Source organism: Variovorax sp. MHTC-1 (assembly GCF_003984645.1).
Taxonomy (GTDB): Bacteria; Pseudomonadota; Gammaproteobacteria; order Burkholderiales; family Burkholderiaceae_C; genus Variovorax.
This window is the reverse complement of sequence record NZ_RWKI01000007.1, coordinates 17,128-38,907: the sequence shown is the minus strand read 5'-3', so window position 1 is coordinate 38,907 and position 21,780 is coordinate 17,128. Positions and strand designations below refer to the sequence as shown.

Annotated in this window: 18 protein-coding genes and 1 pseudogene; 2 read left to right on the top strand and 17 right to left on the bottom strand. The window is 66.7% G+C overall.

Going from position 1 to position 21,780, the window contains the following annotated elements; translation table 11 throughout:
- Position 1 precedes the first annotated feature (1 nt).
- The 11 genes from mch to EJI01_RS13760 all read right to left on the bottom strand — a co-directional run bounded on the left by mch (position 2) and on the right by EJI01_RS13760 (position 10,394).
- Positions 2 to 1,009, bottom strand: coding sequence for a methenyltetrahydromethanopterin cyclohydrolase (gene mch / locus EJI01_RS13810; RefSeq protein ID WP_126837728.1), 1,008 nt, complete (start codon positions 1,007 to 1,009; stop codon positions 2 to 4).
- The gene (locus tag EJI01_RS13805) at positions 1,006 to 2,157 is read right to left on the bottom strand and encodes an ATP-grasp domain-containing protein (protein ID WP_126837727.1); all 1,152 of its coding nucleotides are present in this window, start codon (positions 2,155 to 2,157) and stop codon (positions 1,006 to 1,008) included. The genes mch and EJI01_RS13805 overlap by 4 nt, the downstream gene beginning before the upstream one ends.
- 14 nt (positions 2,158 to 2,171) lie before the next feature.
- Positions 2,172 to 3,089: an NAD(P)-dependent methylenetetrahydromethanopterin dehydrogenase gene (locus EJI01_RS13800; protein WP_126837726.1), complete on the bottom strand. Its 918-nt coding sequence runs from the start codon at positions 3,087 to 3,089 to the stop codon at positions 2,172 to 2,174.
- 36 nt (positions 3,090 to 3,125) lie between these two features.
- Entirely contained in the window at positions 3,126 to 4,181 is a 1,056-nt protein-coding gene (locus EJI01_RS13795) for a beta-ribofuranosylaminobenzene 5'-phosphate synthase family protein (protein WP_126837725.1), read from the bottom strand.
- A gap of 161 nt (positions 4,182 to 4,342) precedes the next feature.
- On the bottom strand, positions 4,343 to 4,963 hold the full coding sequence (locus tag EJI01_RS13790; protein WP_126837724.1) for a hypothetical protein: 621 nt from the start codon (positions 4,961 to 4,963) through the stop codon (positions 4,343 to 4,345).
- Positions 4,960 to 6,474 (bottom strand): trypsin-like peptidase domain-containing protein, encoded by a 1,515-nt coding sequence (locus EJI01_RS13785; protein ID WP_126837723.1) that lies wholly within the window; start codon positions 6,472 to 6,474, stop codon positions 4,960 to 4,962. The genes EJI01_RS13790 and EJI01_RS13785 overlap by 4 nt, the downstream gene beginning before the upstream one ends.
- 384 nt (positions 6,475 to 6,858) lie before the next feature.
- On the bottom strand, positions 6,859 to 8,541 hold the full coding sequence (gene treF / locus EJI01_RS13780; RefSeq protein WP_126837722.1) for an alpha,alpha-trehalase TreF: 1,683 nt from the start codon (positions 8,539 to 8,541) through the stop codon (positions 6,859 to 6,861).
- Positions 8,538 to 9,305 carry an SDR family NAD(P)-dependent oxidoreductase gene (locus tag EJI01_RS13775; RefSeq protein ID WP_126837721.1) on the bottom strand — a complete coding sequence of 256 codons (768 nt, stop codon included), beginning with the start codon at positions 9,303 to 9,305 and terminating at the stop codon, positions 8,538 to 8,540. The genes treF and EJI01_RS13775 overlap by 4 nt, the downstream gene beginning before the upstream one ends.
- Before the next feature lie 5 nt (positions 9,306 to 9,310).
- Entirely contained in the window at positions 9,311 to 9,784 is a 474-nt protein-coding gene (locus EJI01_RS13770) for a hypothetical protein (protein ID WP_126837720.1), read from the bottom strand.
- A gap of 17 nt (positions 9,785 to 9,801) precedes the next feature.
- Positions 9,802 to 10,134: a DUF4142 domain-containing protein gene (locus EJI01_RS13765; RefSeq protein ID WP_126837719.1), complete on the bottom strand. Its 333-nt coding sequence runs from the start codon at positions 10,132 to 10,134 to the stop codon at positions 9,802 to 9,804.
- Between the two features lie 32 nt (positions 10,135 to 10,166).
- Positions 10,167 to 10,394: a hypothetical protein gene (locus EJI01_RS13760; protein WP_126837718.1), complete on the bottom strand. Its 228-nt coding sequence runs from the start codon at positions 10,392 to 10,394 to the stop codon at positions 10,167 to 10,169.
- Between the two features lie 806 nt (positions 10,395 to 11,200).
- Here EJI01_RS13760 and EJI01_RS13755 point away from each other — a divergent pair.
- Both EJI01_RS13755 and EJI01_RS13750 read left to right on the top strand, forming a co-directional pair.
- Positions 11,201 to 12,997, top strand: coding sequence for a thiamine pyrophosphate-requiring protein (locus tag EJI01_RS13755; RefSeq protein ID WP_126837717.1), 1,797 nt, complete (start codon positions 11,201 to 11,203; stop codon positions 12,995 to 12,997).
- A gap of 117 nt (positions 12,998 to 13,114) precedes the next feature.
- Positions 13,115 to 13,552, top strand: a complete 438-nt coding sequence (locus EJI01_RS13750; protein ID WP_126837716.1) for a PPC domain-containing DNA-binding protein — start codon at positions 13,115 to 13,117, stop codon at positions 13,550 to 13,552.
- Positions 13,553 to 14,033: 481 nt separating this feature from the next.
- Here the strand turns inward: EJI01_RS13750 and floA are convergent, their stop codons facing one another.
- The 6 genes and pseudogenes from floA to EJI01_RS13720 form a co-directional block, all read right to left on the bottom strand.
- Complete coding sequence (gene floA / locus EJI01_RS13745) at positions 14,034 to 15,020, bottom strand: flotillin-like protein FloA (RefSeq protein WP_312846055.1); 987 nt, start codon at positions 15,018 to 15,020, stop codon at positions 14,034 to 14,036.
- Between the two features lie 12 nt (positions 15,021 to 15,032).
- Positions 15,033 to 16,397 (bottom strand): nodulation protein NfeD, encoded by a 1,365-nt coding sequence (locus tag EJI01_RS13740; protein WP_185878915.1) that lies wholly within the window; start codon positions 16,395 to 16,397, stop codon positions 15,033 to 15,035.
- Positions 16,398 to 16,594: 197 nt separating this feature from the next.
- Positions 16,595 to 16,837, bottom strand: a pseudogene (locus EJI01_RS13735) (transcriptional repressor); the annotation flags it as partial.
- Positions 16,767 to 16,979 (bottom strand): hypothetical protein, encoded by a 213-nt coding sequence (locus EJI01_RS28765; RefSeq protein WP_185878914.1) that lies wholly within the window; start codon positions 16,977 to 16,979, stop codon positions 16,767 to 16,769. The pseudogene EJI01_RS13735 and the gene EJI01_RS28765, both read right to left, overlap by 71 nt.
- A 696-nt stretch (positions 16,980 to 17,675) precedes the next feature.
- A complete protein-coding gene (locus EJI01_RS13725; protein WP_126837712.1) occupies positions 17,676 to 19,412 on the bottom strand; it encodes a cyclic peptide export ABC transporter in 1,737 nt (578 codons plus the stop codon).
- 90 nt (positions 19,413 to 19,502) lie between these two features.
- A complete protein-coding gene (locus EJI01_RS13720; RefSeq protein ID WP_126837711.1) occupies positions 19,503 to 21,494 on the bottom strand; it encodes a TonB-dependent siderophore receptor in 1,992 nt (663 codons plus the stop codon).
- Between the last annotated feature and the right edge of the window lie 286 nt (positions 21,495 to 21,780).

The following is a 21,780-nucleotide window of genomic DNA, read 5'->3' as shown; positions in this document are numbered from 1 at the left end:
GTCAGGCCTCCTGCAGCCACAGGCGCTGCAGCAGCGCCATGTCGCACGCCCCGCCGTGCCAGGTATGGCCGCTGTCGAGATTGCTGACCCAGACCTCGGCCGGAGCGAACAGCGCGCCGTCGATCTTGTAGAAGTCGTATGCCGCCTCCTTGAAGATCTCTGCGAAAGAACGCCCGTAGTCGCGCGAGTTGCTGGAGGGCAGCGCACGCGCGAGCGCGCGGGCCGCGTCGTCGTCGCCGCGCACGGTCAGATGCACGCGGCCGCCGTACAGGATCGCATCGTTGGTGCGGCCCATGGCCTCGATGCCATCGCTGCTGGGCGACGGCAGCGGCGCGCTGGCGGCGCCGTCGACGATGTCCGCCAGCGCATAGCTGAGCTCGTGCGCCTTGTGCAGCGCCACTTCGAGCACGCGCGCGACGACCTGCGTGGTGCCTGCGAGGCTGGTGGTGGGCGTGAGGATCAGCGTCAGCGCCGGCGCCGAAAGCTCGCAGTCGCGCAGCAGCTTGTCGATCACGATCTTCGGCGGCGCGCGGTCGACTTCCAGCACCAGCACGCCGGAGTCCGCGCGATCGCGGTAGCCCAGCTCGGCGAAGAGTTTCTCCTTGACCGCCAGCGCGCGCGCCGGACCGGAGCCGAGCGAGAAGAACTTCTTGCCGCCGGTCTCTTCCTTGGTCGCCGACAGGCTCCAGCCCGCATACTGGCTGCCCAGGCAGGCCAGTACCGGCTGCGAGCTGCGCACGTCGAGCCATGTCGGCCAGCCTTCGGCGCCACCATCGCTGCGCAGGTGCGCGTGTCCCAATCCACCCATGCAGATCTCGCCGATCCGCAGCCCGGCCGCCACGCTGCCGCGTGCCTCGATGCCGGCATCGACGATGCGGACCCCTGTGTCGTCGCGGCGCACATGCAGGCCCAGCGCATCGGCATCGGCCAGCAGGCGTTCGACCAGCGGACGCGCCAGCAGGTTGACGCTCAGGCCCGCGGCCGCCGCCGGAGAGGAAGTGTTGCTCATGCCAAGGTCTCCAGTGATTGCAGCAGCCGCTCGCGGCCTTCGTTCAAGCGCGTGCGAACCTGCAGGGCGCTGCTTGCGCTCGCCGTCAGGGTGCACACCGGGTCGTCGATGTCGAAGCGCTGGCCGGCATCGGGCAGGTCGCGAATGCCGGGCCATGCGGCGAGCTTCCGCGCTGCGGCTGCGTCGAGCTGCAGGGGTCGCCGCGCGAAGACGATCTCCATGCCCTCGATGTCTTGCGCATGCGAGGGCGTTGCCGGGGGCAGCTCCCTCTCCAGGCAGGCGCGCAAGTGCGCCTGCATCAGGCCCGCAGAGCCGGGCCGCGCGCGATAAAGGCTCATGCTTGCCGGCGGCCTGGGATTGACTTCCAGCACGCCGATGGCGTCGCCGTCGCGCATGAAATCCAGGCTGCACAGGCCGCAGAGCTCGAACTCCGCAGCGAGCGCGAGCGCGATGGCCGTCACGCGGCGCGCCAGGTCGGCCGCCACAGGGACGGGGCCGACCGCACCGCAAAAGACGAAAGGCCGCGCGCCGAAGCGGCGCACGCTCAGTTCATTGAAGCCGAGCACATGGACATCTCGCCCATTGGCGATGAAGGTGGCCGACATCGGCAGCCCCGGCATCTCGCGCTGGTAGTAGCGATGCGCGGAAGACCGCTCGTCCTCGGGCCAGGGCGCGCGACGAACATGCCAGCCGCCGCAGCCATGTGCGTCCTTCATCAACCAGCCTGCAGGATCCTCGGGCGCCTCGAAGCTCGCCTGCGGATGCGGCAGGCCCTCCGCCGCGAGAAAGCCGAAGAACGCCGCCGGATCGCGCAGCCGGCGCACCGCGGCCGCGGCGGTGCCGATCAGCGGCAGCATGGCCGCGCCCTCTTCGAGCAAGCCGGGCTCGCCTTCGAAACCGCTGCCGGCCACCCAGCCCACGACCGGTTCCCCGCCTTCGCGTTCGCGTGCCAGCTCGCGCAATGCGGCCAGGACCCGCACGCCATCGATATGGAGGCTTCCAGGCGCGCCGATCGGCAGCCAGCGCGAAGCGGCGCGGCGCGTGTCGACGTCGCCGAACAGATCGAGCGCGACCACGTCGAAGCCGTCGTCCGCTGCCGCCTCGGCCATGGCACGCGCAGAGATGGCGGCGACTGCGAGCGTCTGCATCGCGCGAGCGCGCCTCACGCCGCCTTGCCGGCCTGCTCGGCCAGGAAGGCTCGGGCGACCGCGAAGGCCTCGGGGAAGCTCAGCACCTGCGCCTTCTCGGCCTCGCACATCTGCACCAGCAGGCGATGCTGCGTCTGGTACTTGACGTTGCCCACCGCCAGCGCGCCGATGCCGACGGCCTGCGTGCCGGCCAATGGCTTGGCGTCGTCCATCACGCCGACGCCGGCGATGCCTTCGGGCGGCACGGCATTCACGTCGGCCGCCACCTTGAGCCGGGTGGCGGCGCCGAGCGCCTCGCTCGACACCACCTGGACGCCGGCCGCCGCGCAGGCGAGCAGCACATCGGCCTCGGCGATCGAGCTGCGCACGGCAGCCGGGTCGCCGCCGGACAGGCCGTGCAGGGTGACGCCGAAGCGGCGCCCGGTTTCCTGAGCGGCTTCCTCGGCCGCGTCGATGCCGTTGCGGCTGGACAGAAAGACCTGGGCGCCGGCCTGCGCAGCGATCACTCCGGCCACGCGGCCGACCGGGCCCGTGCCGCCAAGGATGACGACGCGCTGGCCTTCAAGGCCTTGGGGCAGGTAGCGCTTCAAGGCGGCCTCGACGCAGGCGACCATGGCCGCGGCCGTGGTGTAGGCACCGCTCGGGTCGGCCATCAGGGAGACAACGAAGGGCTTGACCATCGAGGTACGCGCGCGCTCGAGCATGTCGGCGGCCAGCTGCGCATCGCGTCCGCCGATGAAGATGCCGGTGCGCGCGACGCCCTTCGGTCCGCGCGAGAAGATGGTGTCCTGCGTCAGCGCGGTGATGCGGTCGAGGTCCACTTCGCAGCAAGGCGCGATGATCTGGTAGCCCGCATCCGCCGCCATGTTGATGTCGAACGGACTCATCTGGCGGCCGGGCGTGAACATGTGGAGGATGCGGGGACGTTCCATGGGAGCTTTCGGTGTGGAGGGTTGTCTGCGGCGTGTTCAATCGATGCGCGGGTCCGAGCTGACTTTGCACACCGTCGCCGCGTGGTTGCGGCCGGACACGATGCGCAGCATCAGATGGGCGTCGACCTGACCGGCTGCCCGCGCGGCTTCGACCAGCGCTTCGGCGCGCGCTTGCGACGGCACGATGGCGAAGCCGGTCGGTCCCCACGAGCTTTGACCGATCGCGGCCGACGGCCCGGCCTTCGCGTCGCGGTTCGCCTCGGCGATCCACTGCATCAGCCGGCCGACCGCCGGACTCGTGAAGGCACCGCCCTGCGCCGGCGCGAAGTGCTCGCCGAGCAGTTGCTGCATTCGGTGGACGCCCGCCGCGAACGGCGCGAATGCGGCACTCGCCGCTCCCGGCAGGATGCGCATCAGGACCTGGTGGCAGATGTCGGCAGCACTGGCCTGCGGCAAGGGCGGCAAGGCGGCGAGGGCCTTCTTCTCGGCGCTGCCCGACAGGCCCCGATGCGAAGGGTCCTGGGCCACGACGATGCGCCATGCCGCGGGGAAAGCCACGCGCGACAGCAGCGGTGCGGGCAGGCCGTCCGTGCCGGGGCCGCCATCGACCAGCAAGCCCCCGGCGTCGAAGCCCGCGATCCCGACGCCCGAGCGCAGACCGCGGCCGAGCCACTGCGCCAGCGTGGCGGTGCTCAGATCGAGGCCGTGCCAGGTGGCGAAGGCCCGGCCGATGGCACACGCGAGCTGGGTGCCGGAGCCGAAGCCTGCGTGCGGCGGCAGCACTTGCCGCAGCCGCAGGGACAGCGGCGCATGGCGGCCGCTGCGCTCGCGCAGCAGCTGCAGGAAGGCGCCGGCGCGATCGAGCTCTGCTTGCGCGGCCGGCGTATCCCCCGTCATGCGGTCCGAGGACGCCGCCGCCAGCTCGACCTCGGTCGTGAAGCCATCGATCACCAGCCCGAGGCTGCCGAACGCGCGCCCCAGCGAGCCGGCGGGATCGAGAAAGCCCAGGTGCAGCCGCCCGGGCGCGTCCACGCACACCGTGCGCACGCTCAGGTGGGGCCTGGAAGCAAGGGCGGGGTCGAGTGAGGTCATGGACGCTTGTCAAAGCAAGTGCCGTTCCGCCGCCGCGCCCACAGGGCCGAGCCGGGCCTTGGCTCGTGGTGCGTGCCGCTGATGTCCCAGGACTGGAACAATGTGTCACACGCTGCGGCAGCGGCGCCAGGCTCTTGGGCGAGGCTCGACAAGAAAACCGGTCAGCCCTGCTGCTGCTCGGACTTCCCTGGCGGCAACTTCACCTTGATCCACTCGCTCGACCGCACACCCGGCAGATAGATGCTGGAGCGGCGTTTCGCGATGAGGCCCTTCATCCCGAGCAGCTTGACGGTCCCCTTCAGCAACCGCTTCGCGCCCTCCTCAAAGTACTCCACCACGACGATGCCCCGAGACGGCTCGGTAAACAAGCGACTCAGAGCGGCCTTGCGGAGCAACAATGGCTGGGTCGTGATATCTGCGCCTCGGTCGACGAGGAGGTCGAAGACACAGTAGACAACCGGCTTCGCCCTCTCGTACCAGCGCCGATGGTGGGCGCGCTTCTGAAGTGCCTCGACGTCGCTGCGGCCGAGATCGTCCAGCACGCAGACCTCTCCATCGACGACAAACGGCCCGCCCGACACTTCGGCCAAGCTGTCGGTGATCTCTGGAAACCACTTGGTCGCGTCGGCGCCATTGCGCGTTCGCAACTGCACGGCACGCGCTCCGAATTCTGCTGTGACGCGTACGCCGTCGTATTCCAGCTCATAGATCCAGCCGGGTTCCTCGAGGTCGAGCTGCCGCGCTGACAGCAGCATGGGCTTGAAGTCTGCGAGGCGGATCACTGTTGCTCCTCGCCCGCAACCCCAATGCGCTGAAGCAACGCGTCCGGGCCGGCGGAATACAGCCGGCTCCGTGAACCGACTCCCTGCATGGGGATCCGAACCGGCACGTAGGCCATCCGTCGGTCTCGCATGACCAGCAATGCGACCGTTCGGCCTGCCGGTATGCGCGACAGGCTGCGCCGAAAATCGTCGACGTTCTCGAGCCGCATGTCGTTCACGGCGATGATGAGATCGCCGGCGCGAACGCCCTCGCTGCGCGCCAACCCGGCGGCTTCGCGAACGAGCAGACCGCCATCGATGCGCAAGCGCAGGCGCCGTGCGTGCGACAGCTCGCCCAGGCTCAGGCCGAGCCCATCGTTCCATTCAGCCGCGTCATCGGTCAACGAAGCGATCTTGGAAGCCGGCGGTTCCGAGAGCGTCACCCACACGGTGAGCATCTTGCCGCGCCGCCACACATCCATCCGACTGCGGGTCCCAGGCCTGCAGTCGGCGATGTGCCGCAGCACATCGGTGAAGTGCGAAATGCGAACGCCATCGAACTTGGCGATGACGTCGCCTCGAGCCAAGCCGGCAGCCTGGGCGGGACTGTCAGCATCCACTCGAACCACAAGAGCACCGGTTGCCTGAGGTATTCCGAACGATCGGGCCAGGGCCGCCGTCATTTCCTGGACTTCGGCACCAAGATGAGCGCGTGGAACCGTGCCGTGCGTGCGCAGCTGAGCGGCGATCTTCATCGCGAGATTGATCGGGATGGAGAAGGAAAGACCCATGTAGCCGCCGCTTCCGCTGTAGATCAGGGAATTGATTGCAACGACTTCGCCGCGGCTATTGAACAGGGGACTGCCCGAACTGCCGGGATTGATGGCGACGTCGGTCTGGATGAAGGGAATCTCCCCGGCACCGCCGATGAATCGATCCGTTGCACTGACCACGCCCGTTGTGACGCTTCCGTGAAAGCCGAAGGGCGCGCTGATCGCGGCGACCCAGTCGCCTGGAGCGAGTCGAGAAGAATCGCCGATGACAGCGACCGGCAGATCCTTCGCCTCGATCTTCAACAAGGCCACGTCGGTGCGCCTGTCGACGCCGACCACGCGTGCCTTGAATCGGCGGCCGTCGTCCAGCCGGACTTGGGCTTCATCGATGCTCGCGACCACGTGCGCGCTGGTGAGGATCAGCCCGTCGCTCGCGAGAATCACGCCCGAGGCGAGATCTCGGATCTGGCTGAGCCGCACACTGGCGGGAAGCGGCCAGGCCAAGCGATCGGCGAAGTCGTTCTCGGGTGCGAACTCCAGTTCAATGTCCGGATGGTGTTCGTCGCGACCGACACGCAGGGTTGTGATGTCGACTACCGATGCCCGGCGGCTGGCCACGAGCGACGAGAAGGCAGGCGCGTGCAGTGCGCGGGCCTCGGTGCCGACTCCTGCCGCAGGCGTTTGCCCTGGGCTGGCCGCACACGCGCCGAGAAGGAGCACCAGTCCCGAGACGAAAAGATGGGCTGCGGGGCGAAGCATGGGTCAGTTCCTCAAGCACCGGGAACGAGGTTGCGCCGCATTCTGCAGTCCGGCGACACTCGGTTGTGTTGACGCACGGTGCTTCCTTGTCGGCCGTATTGGGGAAAACGCTCGCCATCGGCCATGCTGGCGAGAGAACCCATTCGCCGGACGCCCTATGCCCTCGCGCGAAGTCAAGGTATGGGCGTAAGCCGAGCGCGCCCGGCGCCGGGCGGCTCTATGCGGCTGACGATGCCTGCTCCGCAGAGCTGGGCGACGACACGAATGAGAACGTTGCTCGAAGATTGATTCGTTTCCGTGCTGCGAAGTTCATCGACTCGTTCGCGAATTGAGTGCACCGAGGAGCGGCGCGGGGACGGCCGGCATCTTCGAGCCGGAGACATCTCAGCGGTGCCGGTGGACGGAATCGTGCGCAACGGATGCGTTGGCGGTGTGCTGAGGCTGCGCCGCCAGCAAGGCGCAGGTGACGCCGTTGGTCCAGCCGAAGCCGTCCTGCAGCGGGTACTCGCCGCCACCGCCGCCCGCGGAGTCCTCGTGCTCGACGTGCCGCAGCGCGTACTTCTCGACCAGCTTTCCTTCGCGTTCGTAGACCGCCGCCACGGTCGCAAGCCAGCGTCTGGCGATGGTGTTTGAAATCCAGTGGCAGCCGTAGTCGGCAAACCCCCGGCTGCCCATCCACTGAAGCGGAGCCCAGCCGTTGGGCCGGTCCCATTGCTGATCGCTCGCGCATTCGGTAGTCGACATGCCCCCGGGCGCCAGCAGCCGCGCCGCCACGGTGGCGGCCAGCGCCTGCGCATGCGGCGGGTCGGCCATGCCGACGAACAGCGGCACCACGCAGGCGGCGGTCAGGCAGCTTCGCCGCGCCCCGGCCCGCCAGTCGTAGTCGAAGAACGCGCCTTGCCCGGCATCCCAGCACAGTTCGATGATCGCCGCCTTGCGCGCGTCGGCCCGCTGCCCGAACTCGCGCGCGGCGCGTGCATCGCCGCCCCGCTTCGCCAATGCGGCGATCCGGCTTTCCAGCGCGTAGAGGAAGGCATTGAGGTCCACCGGCACGATGTCGGTTGTGCAGATGCTCGCCAGCGAAGGGGCAGTGGCGGCGCGAACATGAACCGGCCCATGCGGGGCCTTGCGCGGCGGCGCCTCGCGAAGCCAGCGGGTGCTGAAATCCCAGCCGGATTCGCACGCCGCGCGCAGATCGCGGTACACCTCGGCCGGCTCGCGGTTGCAGCCCTCGACGGTCGTCACGTCTTCCAGCCACGACTCCTCGCGCGGTGCGTCGCGGTCGTCCCAGTAGCGGTTGAGCAGCACGCCGGAACCCAAGCGCACCACACGCCGGCAGGCCGCACCGGCGGCCAAGCCCTCGCTGCCGGTCAGCCAGTAGGCGTGCTCCTGTCGAAGCTGCGGCAGAAAGTCCAGCGCGTCGATGGCGCCATGCCGTTCGGCGAGGTCGACCATGAGCGAGAACACGGGCGGTTGCGAACGGCTCAGGTAATACGTGCGCGTGCCATTCGGCACAAGCCCGTAGGTATCGATCAAATAGGCGAAGTTTTCCACCATGTCCTGCAGCAGCCGGGTGTGGCCGGCACAGGCCAGGCCTAGCATCGTGAAGTACGAGTCCCAGTAGTAGAGCTCGCCGAACCGGCCTCCCGGCACCACGTAGGGATGCGGCAGCCGCAGCAGCGACGCATGCGGCGGATGGGCCTTCGGATGCCGGGTGAGAACCTGCCACAGCGTTTGGATATGCGCGCCGATGGGTTGCCCCGGGATCGACTCGTACTCGCTGGGGGCCGGCTGGATGGCCCTGAAATGAGCATGCACGAACTGCGGGAGGTCGAAGCCTGGCTCATGGCAGAGAGAGCGATAAGCGGCCATGATGGCGGCCGGCTCGCCCAGCGGCGCACAGTCGACGAAGGTCTTGCTGTCGGAGAACACGCCCTCGCGTTGAACTGCAGCGAACAGCTCCTGGTAGCGATCCGTCGGCGTCAGGACGTCGGGCGCCGGTGCTTCGGAGGCCTGCTTCGAACGTTGCGCGCCGGCAGGCGCCGCCCTGCCCTCGTCGGCTTTCATTGCTCGGCGTAGTTCCAGAGCAGCCCGCCGTCGACCACGGTGGTGGTGCCGGTGATGTAGTCGGCCTCCGACGACGCCAGAAACGCCGCCACGCCTGCGACGTCCTCGCGCTGGCCCAGGCGCCCGAGCGGAATGTTGGCGAGCAGCGCCTGGTGCAGCTTCGGGTCGTTCAGCAGCTGGGCATTGATGGGCGTCTCGATCGCTCCCGGTGCAATGTTGTTGACTGTGATGCCCAACGGCGCGAGCTCGATCGCCAGGTTGCGCATCATCATCTTCGTGCCGCCCTTGCTGACGCAATAGGAAGCGAAATGCGGAAACGGCAAGTCCTCGTGAACCGAACTGATGTTGATCACCTTGCCGCCGCGCCCAGCCGCCTTGCACTGCGCAGCAAAGGCCTGCGTGAGGAAGAACGCTGCCTTGAGGTTCACTTCCATCACTCTGTCGTAGTCGGCTTCGCTGACATCGAGGAAGTCGGCGCGCTTCTGGATTCCTGCATTGTTGACCAGGATATCCAGCGTGCCGAGCTCGCGGGCAGCATGCTCGAGCGCCGCGCGCATCGGCCCGAGCTTCGACACGTCGAAAGGCAGCACGACGCAGCGCCGGCCCATGGCCTCGATCTGCTGTCGCACTTGTTCAGAGCGCTCGTCGGCCTGCAGAACGTTGAGCGCGATGTCGGCGCCCGATTGCGCAAGCCGCAACGCGATCGTCTTGCCGATGCCCTGCGAGGCGCCGGTGACCAGGGCTTGTTTGTGCTGAAGATTCATCGGAGTCAAGCGCAAGTAATGCGCACGGAAGCCATGTCCTTGCGCCAACCAAACTCCTTCTGGTCAAGATTGCCGACGCGCTGGCCCGGCTGCAGTACTGCAAGCTGCTTCTTGAACCCAGTGTCTTGAAAGGCCGCGACGCGCGCCCGCGGACCCACGATGGCGCTGTCCCAGTGCCGCCAGTCGGGCATGGACGACGAGAAATCGCTCACGGCTATCGGGCCCAGCAATGTCAGTCGGCGCCCGACATAGTCGACACCGTCATGGAACATGACCCAGCACCCATCGGCGGCACGGGCGCGAATTCGGTCCGACACCTCGGGCTGCGCAAAGATGACGTCGAAGGTAGCGCTGCTCGTGCCCGAAGCCGATCGCGAGGAGTCGGTTGCCGAAGCGCCTTCGGGCGCAGCCCAGGCGGCACCCGACGCCAACATGGCCGAGGCAACCCACCAGAGCGCGTGTGGAAAGATTCGGTTCATCAAGAATCTCCTGGTTGTCAGGAAGACAAGAGCTTGCGCGCAGGAAGTGCCTGCAGGGAACGAGGCGCCTTGTGCGCGAGATCGGGCTCTCCGGGAATCTCCACACCCTTGCTCTGCGCGATCTTCTTCAGATCGTCCAGGGCCTTGGTATGGTCGTCGATCATCTGCTGTGCGAACTTGTCTATCTTCGGGTCCTGGGACTTGTCCAGCGCCAGCTTTCCCGTCGCGATCTCTGCCAGGTTGGCCTGCGCCACATCGACCATCATCTCGCGGTCGGCTTCTGCGACGCGGGAGTCCTTGCTCGATTGCGGAGACACCGGCATGGCCATGAATGCCAACAAAGGCAACATCACGGCAGTCGTCTTGACTAGGCCTGTTAACGCTATTTGCGGGCAGCAAGGTACTGGCCTGAAGGTGTCGCGAACAGAAGCGAAAGACTGTAGTCGCGCGCGGCAAGCTTCATCTGCTGAGCCTCCGCCTGTCCGATGCCGCCGCTCAGGTACTCGACGTCGGGCGGAGGCGCCTGCCTGAGTTGAGCAGACGCGTGCAGCGGGGCAAGGCTGCTGACGACGGCCGCGAGAAGAACAGCCCGTGGTGCGAATCTGGTCATCTGCATCTCCTTTCACTTGGAAGGTGGATCAGAACGTCATGTGGATGTTTGACCGGGCGCGGAGCACGAGTTCCGCATGCGCTGCATCCGCCGAACCATCGCTCCGCAAGCGGCCCGTTTGGCGCGCACACCGCGAAGGAGATCACCGCCCGCGCCGCGGAGGGAGCGGCGCCGCCTCCCGTCCGTCCAGACGGCAAGCGCCTACACCATTGGGCGTGGCCTCGCCGTAGAGTGAACAGAGCCACCATGACTGTCGCCGCACGCAAGTGGATGGAACCCATGAAGACAGTGCAACTCGTCACGGCCGCCGCCCTCGCGGCAGTTTGTCTCGTCCTGGCTGCCCAGCCCCTGCCGCGGCCTCATGACGCTGAGCCGCCGGCGCCAGCGGCATCCGCTCCCGCAGTGGATCCCGGCATTGTGAAAACACCCCCCGCCCATGTCGATCCCGAGTCCATCAAAGCACCGCCGCCTCGGGTAGACCCTGGCATATTCAAGAAGCCGCCAGCGGTCAGGAATCCTGAGGATCGTGGCGCACTGCCGACCAAGGAGAACGACTGCAGGGGCCCGGCCGATCTCTGCGAGCAGGATTCGGCGCGTTGAAGACACCTGCTGCTGCGCACCCCGCTCCATCATCCCGGCAGGGAACATGCCGCGCAGCAGCCTAGGCCTGCGACACGCTCCGGCAATGAATGCGGACACATGCACATGCTGGAAGTTCGCCTACACGCTTTCCGCTCGGCGACCCCCAGAGTGATTTCGATGGGTCCTCGCCGGGGCGAATCAGGGCTGCCATTCATGGAGTCATCATGAGCGAAACAACCAGTGACCAATTGCTGCAGCGCCTGCATGCGTGGGGCGTGCGCCGCGTGTTCGGCTATCCAGGCGACGGCATCAACGGATTGATGGGAGCGCTCGACAGGCTGCAAGGCAAGATCGAATTCGTGCAGGCGCGCCACGAGGAACTGGCCGCCTTCATGGCCTGCGCCCACGCCAAGTTCACCGGCGAGGTCGGCGTGTGCATGGCGACCTCCGGGCCGGGCGCAATTCACCTGCTCAACGGGCTCTACGACGCCAAGGCCGATCACCAGCCCGTGCTGGCAATCGTCGGCCAGGCCGCAAGGTCGGCGATCGGGGGCGACTACCAGCAGGAAGTGGACCTGCAGAACCTCTTCAAGGACGTGGCGAGCGAATTCGTGCATACCGCCATGGTGCCGGCCCAGGTGCGGCACTTGGTGGACCGGGCGTACCGGATCGCCCGCGACCAGCGGGCGGTGACCTGCATCATCCTTCCGAATGACCTGCAGGAGATGGATGCGGAGACGCCGCCGCGCGAGCACGGCACGGTGCACAGCGGGATCGGAACGACCGGCTTGTCGCTGGTGCCCGGTGGCGACAGCCTGCGTGCGGCTGCCGATGTCCTCAATTCGGGCCAGCGTGTGGCGATCCTCGCCGGCGCCGGCGCACTGCACGCCACCGACGAGCTGGTCGAGGTGGCCGAGCGTCTCGGCGGCGGGATCGCCAAGGCGCTGCTCGGCAAGGCGGCTGTGCCGGACGAGCTGCCGTTCGTCACCGGTGCGATCGGCCTGCTGGGCACGCAGCCCAGCTGGGAGATGATGAGCCACTGCGACACGCTGCTGATGGTCGGCTCCAGCTTCCCGTACTCGGAGTTTCTTCCAAAGGAAGGCCAGGCGCGCGGCGTGCAGATCGACCGCGACGCACGCAAGCTCTCCATCCGCTACCCGATGGAAGTCAACCTCGTCGGCGACAGCCGCGAGACGCTGCGTGCCCTGCTGCCGCTGCTGGAGCACAAGGCGGACCGCTCATGGCGGGGCAAGATCGAGGAGGACGTGGCCAGGTGGTGGCAAGTGCTGGAAGCGCGAGCCATGAACGATGCCGACCCGGTCAACCCGCAACGTGTGTTCTGGGAGCTCTCGCCTCGGCTGCCCGACGACTGCATCCTGACCTGCGACTCCGGCACCTCCGCCGCCTGGTACGCGCGCGATCTGAAGATCCGGCGCGGCATGATGGCTTCGCTCTCGGGCGGGCTGGCCACCATGGGGCCGGCGGTGCCCTACGCCATCGCCGCCAAGTTCGCCTACCCCCAACGGCCCGTCATCGCCCTGCTGGGCGACGGCGCGATGCAGATGATCGGCATCAATGGCCTGATCACGATCGCCCACCAATGGCGCAACTGGAGCGATCCGCGGCTGGTGATCATGGTCCTGAACAACGGCGACCTGAACATGGTCACGTGGGAGCAGCGCATCGGAGCCGGCGAGAAGAAGTTCGAGGCCTCGCAGGATCTGCCCACCTATCCCTATGCCGAGCAGGCGCGGCTGCTCGGACTGCACGGCATCCGGGTCGACCGGCCGGACCGCGTCGGGCCGGCCTGGGACGAGGCACTGGCCGCGGACCGGCCCACGGTCCTGGAGATGGTGACCGACCCCAACGTCCCGCCTGTGCCGCCGCATGTCACCGCCAAGCAGGTCAAGGGCTATCTGTCGGCCGTGCTCAAGCGCGACCCCGATTCGGTGGGCATGCTGATCGCCACGGCGAAGGAATGGTGGGACGGCATGTTCCCGCCGAAGGACGCCCGCCGCTGAGGAGTTCGGGATGCGACACGACCAGGACGCACCCATCGCCAAGGTCGAAGTGGGCGCTTTTCGCATGCCGGCGATGCGGAACTCTGGGACATCAAGGCTCACGCAAGGAGACTTTCCATGAAATCCAAGGTGATCAACGACGGTCCCGAACGGACCATTGCCCTCGTCTTCGACAAGGGCGACGAGGTGGTTTCAACGCTGGAGCGCTTCGCAAAGGAGCATGGCCTCACGGCCAGCCGCTTCAGCGCCATCGGCGCGCTGGAGGGCGCCGTGCTGGGCTACTTCGACTGGGAGCGCAAGGACTACGAGCGTATTCCGGTGCCGGAGCAGGTCGAGGTGCTTTCGCTCAACGGCGACATCGCACTCGATGGTGATCAGCCCAAGGTGCATGCGCACACGGTGCTGGGGCGCCGCGACGGCAGTACCGTGGGCGGCCACCTGCTGGAGGCGACCGTGCGGCCCACGCTCGAGGTGGTGCTGGTCGAGTCGCCCGGCTACCTGCGCAAGAAATGCGACCGGGAGACGGGGCTGGCGCTGATCGACATCGGCTCCTGAGCAGCCATCGCATGCGATTCCCGGAAGTCCGGCGTGCGCCGATCGAGCTGCGCCAGCAGGAACGCCGCCACCCCGGAGCCGGCCTACCGAATAGCTCATGGCCGACGAACGTCTCCCGGTGCCTTCATGGCGGGAGCGACGCTGTCGGCCTGCGTACCGGGAGCTTCGAGCGCGCGACAAGCACCCAGCACGGTCGCCGCAACCACCGCATCACGCAAGCCCTGTCTCGAATCGAACAGCGCTTGGGCTCGCCTGCGACGAGGGTGACCAATCGATACGGGCGGCTGATAAGGTCTTCGGCGGGGCTCCGCTTCTGCCAGGATCCTCCGCGCCTCGTCGCTTGTACTCGGCTCGAATACTGTCGTCGGCGCTTGCCCGGGCGCGGGTTGTCTCTGCCTGGGTCTCGCGTTTCGTCTAACCGCGTAGCCAAGCACCAGCACAACTGCGGCGAGCAAGAGGTAGAAGAACAGATCTCCAGAGATCACGGGCGTCTGCCTCCCTGGCCCTGGCCACCTTCCTCGGGGCTCGCGATGACGCTTCGCATCTCGGTGTCGGCCTGAAGATTCTTCATCCGGTAGTAATCCATGATCCCGAGGTTGCCCGCCCGGAAGGCCTCGGCCATCGCACGCGGCACCTCCGCTTCCGCCTCGACAACGCGTGCGCTCATCTCCTGTTCGAGGGCGACAGCCATGGCGCGGCGCTCCTCCGCTTTGGCTTGAGCGATCTGCTTGTCCGCGTTGGCCTGATCGATCTGCAGTTTCGCGCCGATGTTTTCCCCGACATCGACGTCCGCGATGTCGATGGAAAGAATCTCGTACGCTGTGCCGGCGTCCAGTCCCTTGCTCAGGATGTGTTTGGAGATGTGATCGGGATTCTCGAGGACGCTCTTGTGGTTCACTGCAGAGCCGATGGTGCTCACCATGCCTTCGCCGACCCGCGCGATGATGGTTTCTTCGCCCGCGCCGCCCACCAGCCGCTCGATATTGGTACGAACCGTCACACGGGAAACCGCCATGAGCTGGATACCGTCCTTTGCAACCGCCGCTATCCGGGGAGTCTCGATTACCTTGGGCAGCACGGACATCTGCACCGCTTCCAGGACGTTGCGGCCAGCGAGATCGATGGCCGACGCACGTTTGAAGGTCAGCGGAATGCTGGCCTTGTCGGCCGAGATCATGGCGTTGACGACCCGCACCACATTGCCGCCGGCCAGGAAGTGCGCTTCGAGGTCATTGAGGGGAATGTCGATGCCAGCCTTGACCGCACTGATGCGGGCCGTGACGATGGTGCCCGGCGGCACGCGCCGCAGCCTCATCGCCACCAGCGTGAACATGCCCACGTAGGCGCCGGACGCCCATGCGGCGATCCACAGCGGGATCGGCACCAGGTACAGCACAGCTGCGAGCACGACGATGATGAGGACGATCAACGCGCCGGTTCCGAGCATTCCTGTCTCCAAGCCAAACATGTGGGCTCCTTCTCAAGCGTTGCGCAAACGCGCGACCACGATGCGATTTCCGTCGACGCGCACCACCTGGATGGACTCGGAAGCATCGATGAGTTCCCCGTTCGACACCACATCGATGCGCTGACCATCGATCTCGGCGATGCCTGCAGGCCTCAGCGCGGTCAAAGCCACTCCATTGCGCCCGAGCCAGCGCTGATCTGCATCCGATGCGGATGTATAGCCCTGCGCCGAGAGCAGACCGCTGTCCAGGACCAGCCCGCGTCCGATCGGCAGGCGAGTGACGAAACGAAGCAGAACGATGCTGGCAGCCAGTGCGATCAGAAGCGAGATCCCGACGCGCACCGCAGCCTGCGCAATCAGCTGTCCGGTCGGCTCCGGCCCCAGAACGCTGAGCACCAGGCCAGCAAGGATGCCGAGAATCCCGAGCGTTCCCGCAATCCCGAATCCCGGAATCACGAACACCTCCAGCGCGAGCAAGCCGACCCCCGCGGTGATCAAAAGCAATTCTTCCCAGCCGGCCAGTTGCACCAGCCAGTGCCCCCACAAGAACAACGCCAGACTCGAGAGACCTACAGCGCCGGCAACGCCGAACCCCGGTGCACGCAGCTCCACCACGAGGCCGAGCGTCGCGAGGGTGATCAGGAGCGAGCTCACCAGCGGCTCAGTCAGCAGACGCACCAGGCGTTCGGCCCAGTTCGGCGCGGTGCTGCGGATCTCGGCACCGGCGAGGCCTTCGTGCTGAAGCACTGCTTCCAGGGTGTCCGCTCTTGCGTCAGCGAGCCGATGCTTGATCGCTTCCTCGGTAGTCAAGGTGAGAAGCTTCCCCTTTTCGACGACGTCGGGAATGGCCACGTCCGCATCGACCATGGCTTCAGCGAGGAGCAGCGGCCGGCCGCGGCTCTCAGCGGTGGCCCGGAACTCCTTTCGCACATAGGAAACCGCCTTTTCTCCTGCCGGCTGTGCGACGGCGCCACCTTGCCCTGCCTGCATTGGAGTTGCCGCCCCGATCGTGCTTCCACCGGACATGAGGATGCTGTTGCAAGCCAAGCTGATGAGGGCGCCGGCCGAGATTGCTCGCTTGTCTATGAACGCTACCGTGCGAACGCTGCTGGCAAGAAGTGCGTCCCGGATCTGCACTGCAGCGTCGACGCGCCCGCCGAAGGTGTTGATCTTCAGCACCACGGCAGCCGCCTCGGCCGCTTTCGCTTCGTCGAGCACCCTTTGAACGAAGGGCGCAAGCCCCATGTCGACCGGGCCTTCGATCGCCGCGACATAGACAATTGGCTGACGAGGAGATTGCTGGGCAAGCAGCGGCCCTACCAGCAACGCCAGCATGAGCGCAAAAAGGCCACGCTTGCCCATGGCGATGATGATCATCGCGGTCGAAGTGCACCGGGTCAGCCAACGCCTGCCGCCGACGTAGGCGCATTGGCCACGAATGCATGCTGGCTGCCGAGAGCTAAGTCGCCAATAGACATCGTCCTCCAGTTCGACCGATCCAGCGACGGCGGAATGGGGCCGCGCGCGTACCGCCTTCACCATGGGTCGACGGATCCGAGGCCCGAAGGCTGTGGATGTCCCCCCTCATTGATCTCGAAAACCGCCTTGCTGCCGTCGAACACATTGCGCGAAAGAAGTCCGGCACCTTCCAACTGCGACAACACGCGGTAGACGGTGGCCAAGCCCACGTCCGAGCCGTGATAGAGAAGCCGCCGAAACACCTCCTCTGCCGACAGATGCCGAGATTCACTGGAGCGGAAGATCTCGAGTACTTGCAGCCTGGGCAAGGTGCCGGTGCGCTTGCAGTGATCCTGCACGCGCCTGGGCGCGCAGATCTTCGATCTCGGCGAGCTGCGCGCTCATCAACCGGCTGCAATGGATCTGCACGCGGCCGAAGTGGCTCATCAGCGTCCGGTGCTCTTTCACCAGACACTCAACGTTTCGAGAAGCCACGTCCATTGCGTGATTCCTCCTGGCTCATCGTTGGCGCTAGGGCCTGTCAACGCTATTTGCGGGGTCGCGAAGGCCTGCCAGGGCGGGCCAATCAAGGCGCGCGACGCCGTGCGTGCGTCGGCACGCACAAGGAGCGCAACGCCGAGTGGCGCGCCCTGGCAGGCATTCCCTTCGGGTTGCCCAGCCAAGGGGCCGTCTGCGGCGTTGCCCGCGCTTGCAAGGCGCAAGCCTTGCTGCGCACGGGCGCCTTGCATCCAGCCCCTTGGCTGGGCAACGCGATCCCCGCAAATAGCGTTAACAGGCCCTAGTCGCTGTGAAGGGGTGCAGCAACCGCCGCCTTGCGCTCAGACGAAGCCCTAGGCTTCAAGCCGTGCGCCGTGCGAAACGAGCACTCCCAGGCGCGCTGGCGGCCGTTCTGTCACTGTAAGGTGCGCCCCGATCCCGACTCGCCGTCCAGTTCAGAACCGACAAGCGCGGCGCCCGCAAGCGCCCACACGGTGAGCGCATTGTCCAACGCGCGCACATTCCTGGGATCTCGACCAAGCCATCGTATGAGTTGCTCCGCGTTCGCTAGCGACGGAGAGTCATGCATGGTCCGGAAGAGCTGCCAGGCCGCGCTGAAAGCCGGATCGGTGGGTTCATGGTTTCTGGTGTGCATCGCTTTCTCCCATCTGTGTCTCACAACGTCCTACAAACGCAAGATCACGCGGGATGTTCAGCACCGGCATTCTTTCGCAGAGCTTGACCCAGCACCCGCGTCCAGATTCTTTCTGCGTCAGCATTTCCTCCGGGCGCCGGACTTTCCCCGCCAGTGTCATCGCCGCCCGGCCGATGGGAGACATCCACGGATACGATCTTTCCGCTCTCCAGGCGAACAATGCGATCCCCCATATGAAAGTAGCGGTCGTCGTGGGAGATCACGAGCACCGCTTTGCCCATCGCGCGGAGCTCCGACAACACCTCGTGATAGAAAAAGCGCTTGAAGACGGGGTCCTGGTCGGCCGCCCATTCGTCGAAGACGAGGAACGGGCGATCCTCCAGACAGGCGACGACGAGGGCCAGCCGCTTGCGCTGCCCCTGGGACAGCTCACGCGTCGTGAACGCGCCGTTGCGCACCTCGACCTTGTGCTGCAGGTGGAGCTTCTCGATCAGCCGGTTGCCCTCCGCGTCGATCTCCGGCCGCCCTGTTTCCAGCAGCTGGTCGAACAGGTGGAAGTCCGAGAAGACCGCCGAGAACAGCTGCCGGTAGCGATCGCGGCTGGCGTCCCCGACGCGTTCGCCGTCGAGCAGGAGCTCTCCCGCCTCCTGGGGATAGAGTCCCACCATCAACTTGGCGAGCGTCGTCTTGCCACTGCCATTGCCGCCCACCAGGAACACCACCTCGCCAGGAAAGAATCGCAGATCGATCGGGCCCAGCTCGAAGAAGTCCCCGCTCTGCTCGTGGTAGTAGCGATGTTTCAGCCCCTTGAGTTCGATGCTGGCGAACGCGGCGCGCGAAGCTTCGTCCGCAGGGGTTTCGGGCGACGCCATGCGCTGAGTCACCTCTTCGATGCGGGCGGAAGACACGCGGGCCAGATTGGCCTCGGGCAGCCAGTTGAGCAGGCTTTGCAGGGGCGTCACCATGTAGACGAACACCAGCGCGAAGCCGGTCATCACGCGGGCCCGGTCGGGGACGTCGCCCACCAGCACGAACAGCACCAGCCCGATGAAGGCATAAATCAGGAAGTTGCCCCAGCCCGAAGCGGTCTCGAAGATCGCCATGCCGCGCATGCGGTGCCGCCTGACCTGCTCGATCGAGGTTGCGAGAACATCGGAGCCGAACAGCCTCCTCTTGCGTCGGTTCTGCCGCAGCTCCTTGGCGCCGTCCGTGAGCGAGCGGAAGTATCCGAACAGCAGATCCTGCTCCCTGGACGCGGCGACCAGATGGCGCGCGGCGCGGCGCTGGGCCAACAGGTAGCCTGCAGACCCCATCACGATAACCCCGACGGCGGCCGTGAAGACCTGCATCGAGAGCACCGCGAGGTAGATCAGGCAGCCGATCACGATCACGCCATTGGTCAGGATGGCAGGCACGGTGACGAAGAAGCGTGCAACGTCCGTCACATGATCGGCCAGCGCCGATTGGACCTTGGCGGCGCCGACCTGTTCGAGTCGCCGGATCGGCGCGTCCATCACGCGGTCCGAGACGAAGCGGCGCAATTCCGACATCGCGCGCAGGCGCAGCTGCTCGAACAGGATCTTCGACCAGACGCCGCAGATCAGCGCTCCCAGTACGACGGCTGCGAAGTTCCACGGCAGCCGAGCGCGCGTTGCCTCGTCGGCCGTCAGTGCGGCATTGATCTGGGTCACCAGCAGGACGCCGCAGACGCCGGAAACAACGCTCGCGATCGACGCCGCCAGCAGCAGCCAGCGCGATCGCTTGATGAGGAAGATGAGCACGAGAACCTCGAAATGGGCAGGAACTACAGGGATGACGCTTGGCGCGCCGGAATGTTTAGCGGGCGCGCCCCGCAGTATTCCGATAAGGCCTCAGAGCCTCATGGACACCGTGACGGACAGGCTCCGCGGCTCGGTGAAGCTGATGGCATATCCGTCTGACACGATCGCGCGGCGGCCCAGGACGTTGCCCATGGCGACCTGAAGGCGCCAGCCGGCCCCGCGATACGCAAGCGCCAGGTCCGTCGTCACGTAGGCCGGCAAGCGCAGGTCGTTGGGAGGCCAAGCGGCGCGGCGCGGCCCCTCCCCGATCAGTCCCCATCCCAGCGTCCAGCGCTCCGACAGCTGCTTCGTCAGCCATGCGCTCACGAACCAGGGCGCCACGCCCGGCAGCGGTGTACCCGATGCCACCGCGGTGTCACGGCGCACGCGCGCGCGCAGCGCCTCCAGGCTGAAGTCGAGGCTGAGCCCGCGCATCAGCTCGCCCCGCAACTCGAGCTCGATGCCATGGCTTTGGCGCTCGCCGCCCGCCACCACGAAGTTCGGATTGCGCGGGTCGGTCGCGGCCAGGCCCTGGCGGCGCAGCTGATACAGGGAAAGCGTTCCCAGCATTCCTTGCTTGGAATCGCCCCACTGAAGCCCGGCCTCGATCTGCCTTCCTTTCTCGGGCGGCAGCAGGGCCCCATCCGCCGCGACCTCGCCGATCTGGGGACGTGAAGACTGCGTCCAGCTCGCAAACCAGGACCACCCCGGCCGCGGCGAATAGACCAGTCCCGCGCGCGGCGAGAGCAGGCTGCTGCGGCCGGTATTGACATCGCTGCTCAGCCGATCCTCGCTGGCCGCGCGCGACTGCTCGGCCCGCAGCCCCAGCAGCAACTGCCAGTGGCTCCCCCAGCGCATGCGATCCCGCAGGTACAGCACCGAGTTCCGCCCGTCTTGCACCTGAGCGGTATCGGGAACGTAGGCATCCGGCAGCGCGCCGTAGACCGGGGCCGACAGGTCCAACGCGGCCAGCGGCGCACGGCCGCCGAGGGAGTGCACCTGATACCGGCCGAGTTCGATGCCCGCGAGGATCTGATGCTTCGCTCCGTGCAGATCGAACTGCCCCTGAATCTCGGTCTGCGAAACATCGCTCACGATGCGTTCGCTGCGGCGCGCCGCCACCCGGCGAACCGAACGGTCGTCGTCCGTGAAGATCCCGTCGCCGGTCATCCCGTAGACGTCGAGTTCGGTGGCGTCGCGCGATGAACGGCTTCGCTGAACGAACAAGGCCTGGCGCATTCGCCAGTTCTCGTCGAGGGCATGTTCGAGCGCGAGGCGCCAGGTGCTGCCCGATTCGCGCGCCCAGTCCCTTGCTTCTCCCAGCGTCTTGCGATCGGAGAACGCGAGCAATGGAGCCAGCGGCAAGCGGTCGGGCTGCACCTGGTCGCGCAGCCTGAACAGATCGAACTCCAGCGCCACCCGGGTTCGTGGGCCGACGCGCCAGGCGATCGAGGGCGTCACGCCATAGCTTTTTTCGTCGTCGAACTGACGGCGGCTGGGCCCGCCTTCCGCGCCGAGGCTGATGCGCAGCGCGACGTCGTCACCCACGGCATCGCTCAGATCGGCCTTGAGGCTTCGGTACCCCTGGCGCGATTTCGACAGCTGCGCGTCCCTTCGCCGCACCCCATCGGGTTGCCGCGTCAGCACGTTGAGGTCTCCGCCCGGCTTGCCGTTGCCGTACAGGGCGGACGCCGGCCCTCTGAAGACTTCGACCCCCTCGCGCGCCACCGTGCTTTCCAGACCCAGATAGCCGAAATCGCGGTAGCCGTTGCGCAGGGCGCTCTCGTTCGGGAAACCCCGCAGCAGCTCGCGGTTGACCGCAAAGCCGGCATGGTTCGAGGGCGGCGCCATGCCGACGCTGGTGCCCAGATCGTTGAACTTGAGCACTTGCCGTTCGCCGCCGCTTTCGTTCAGCGCGGAGGGATGGGCTTCTCTGTCCGCGCCTTCTTGCGAGGACGCCCATGCCGGCGCTTCCAGGGATTGGCCCAGCGCGATCGCCAGCCCGAGGGCCGCGAGACGATTCGATGAAGGAGGAGCCGACATCCGCCACGGTTTTCGGGGATTCAGGGATCGCACGCTGAAGAAGACGGCTCGAGGCCCCGGATGTTTAGATGGGCGCGGCGAGGGCCTGTTAACGCTATTTGCGGGGATCGCGTTGCCCAGCCAAGGGGCTGGATGCAAGGCTCACGCCTTGCAAGCGCGGGCAACGCCGCAGACGGCCCCTTGGCTGGGCAACCCGAAGGGAAGGCCTGCCAGGGCGCGCCACTCGGCGTTGCGCTCCTTGTGCGTGCCGACGCACGCACGGCGTCGCGCGCCTTGATTGGCCCGC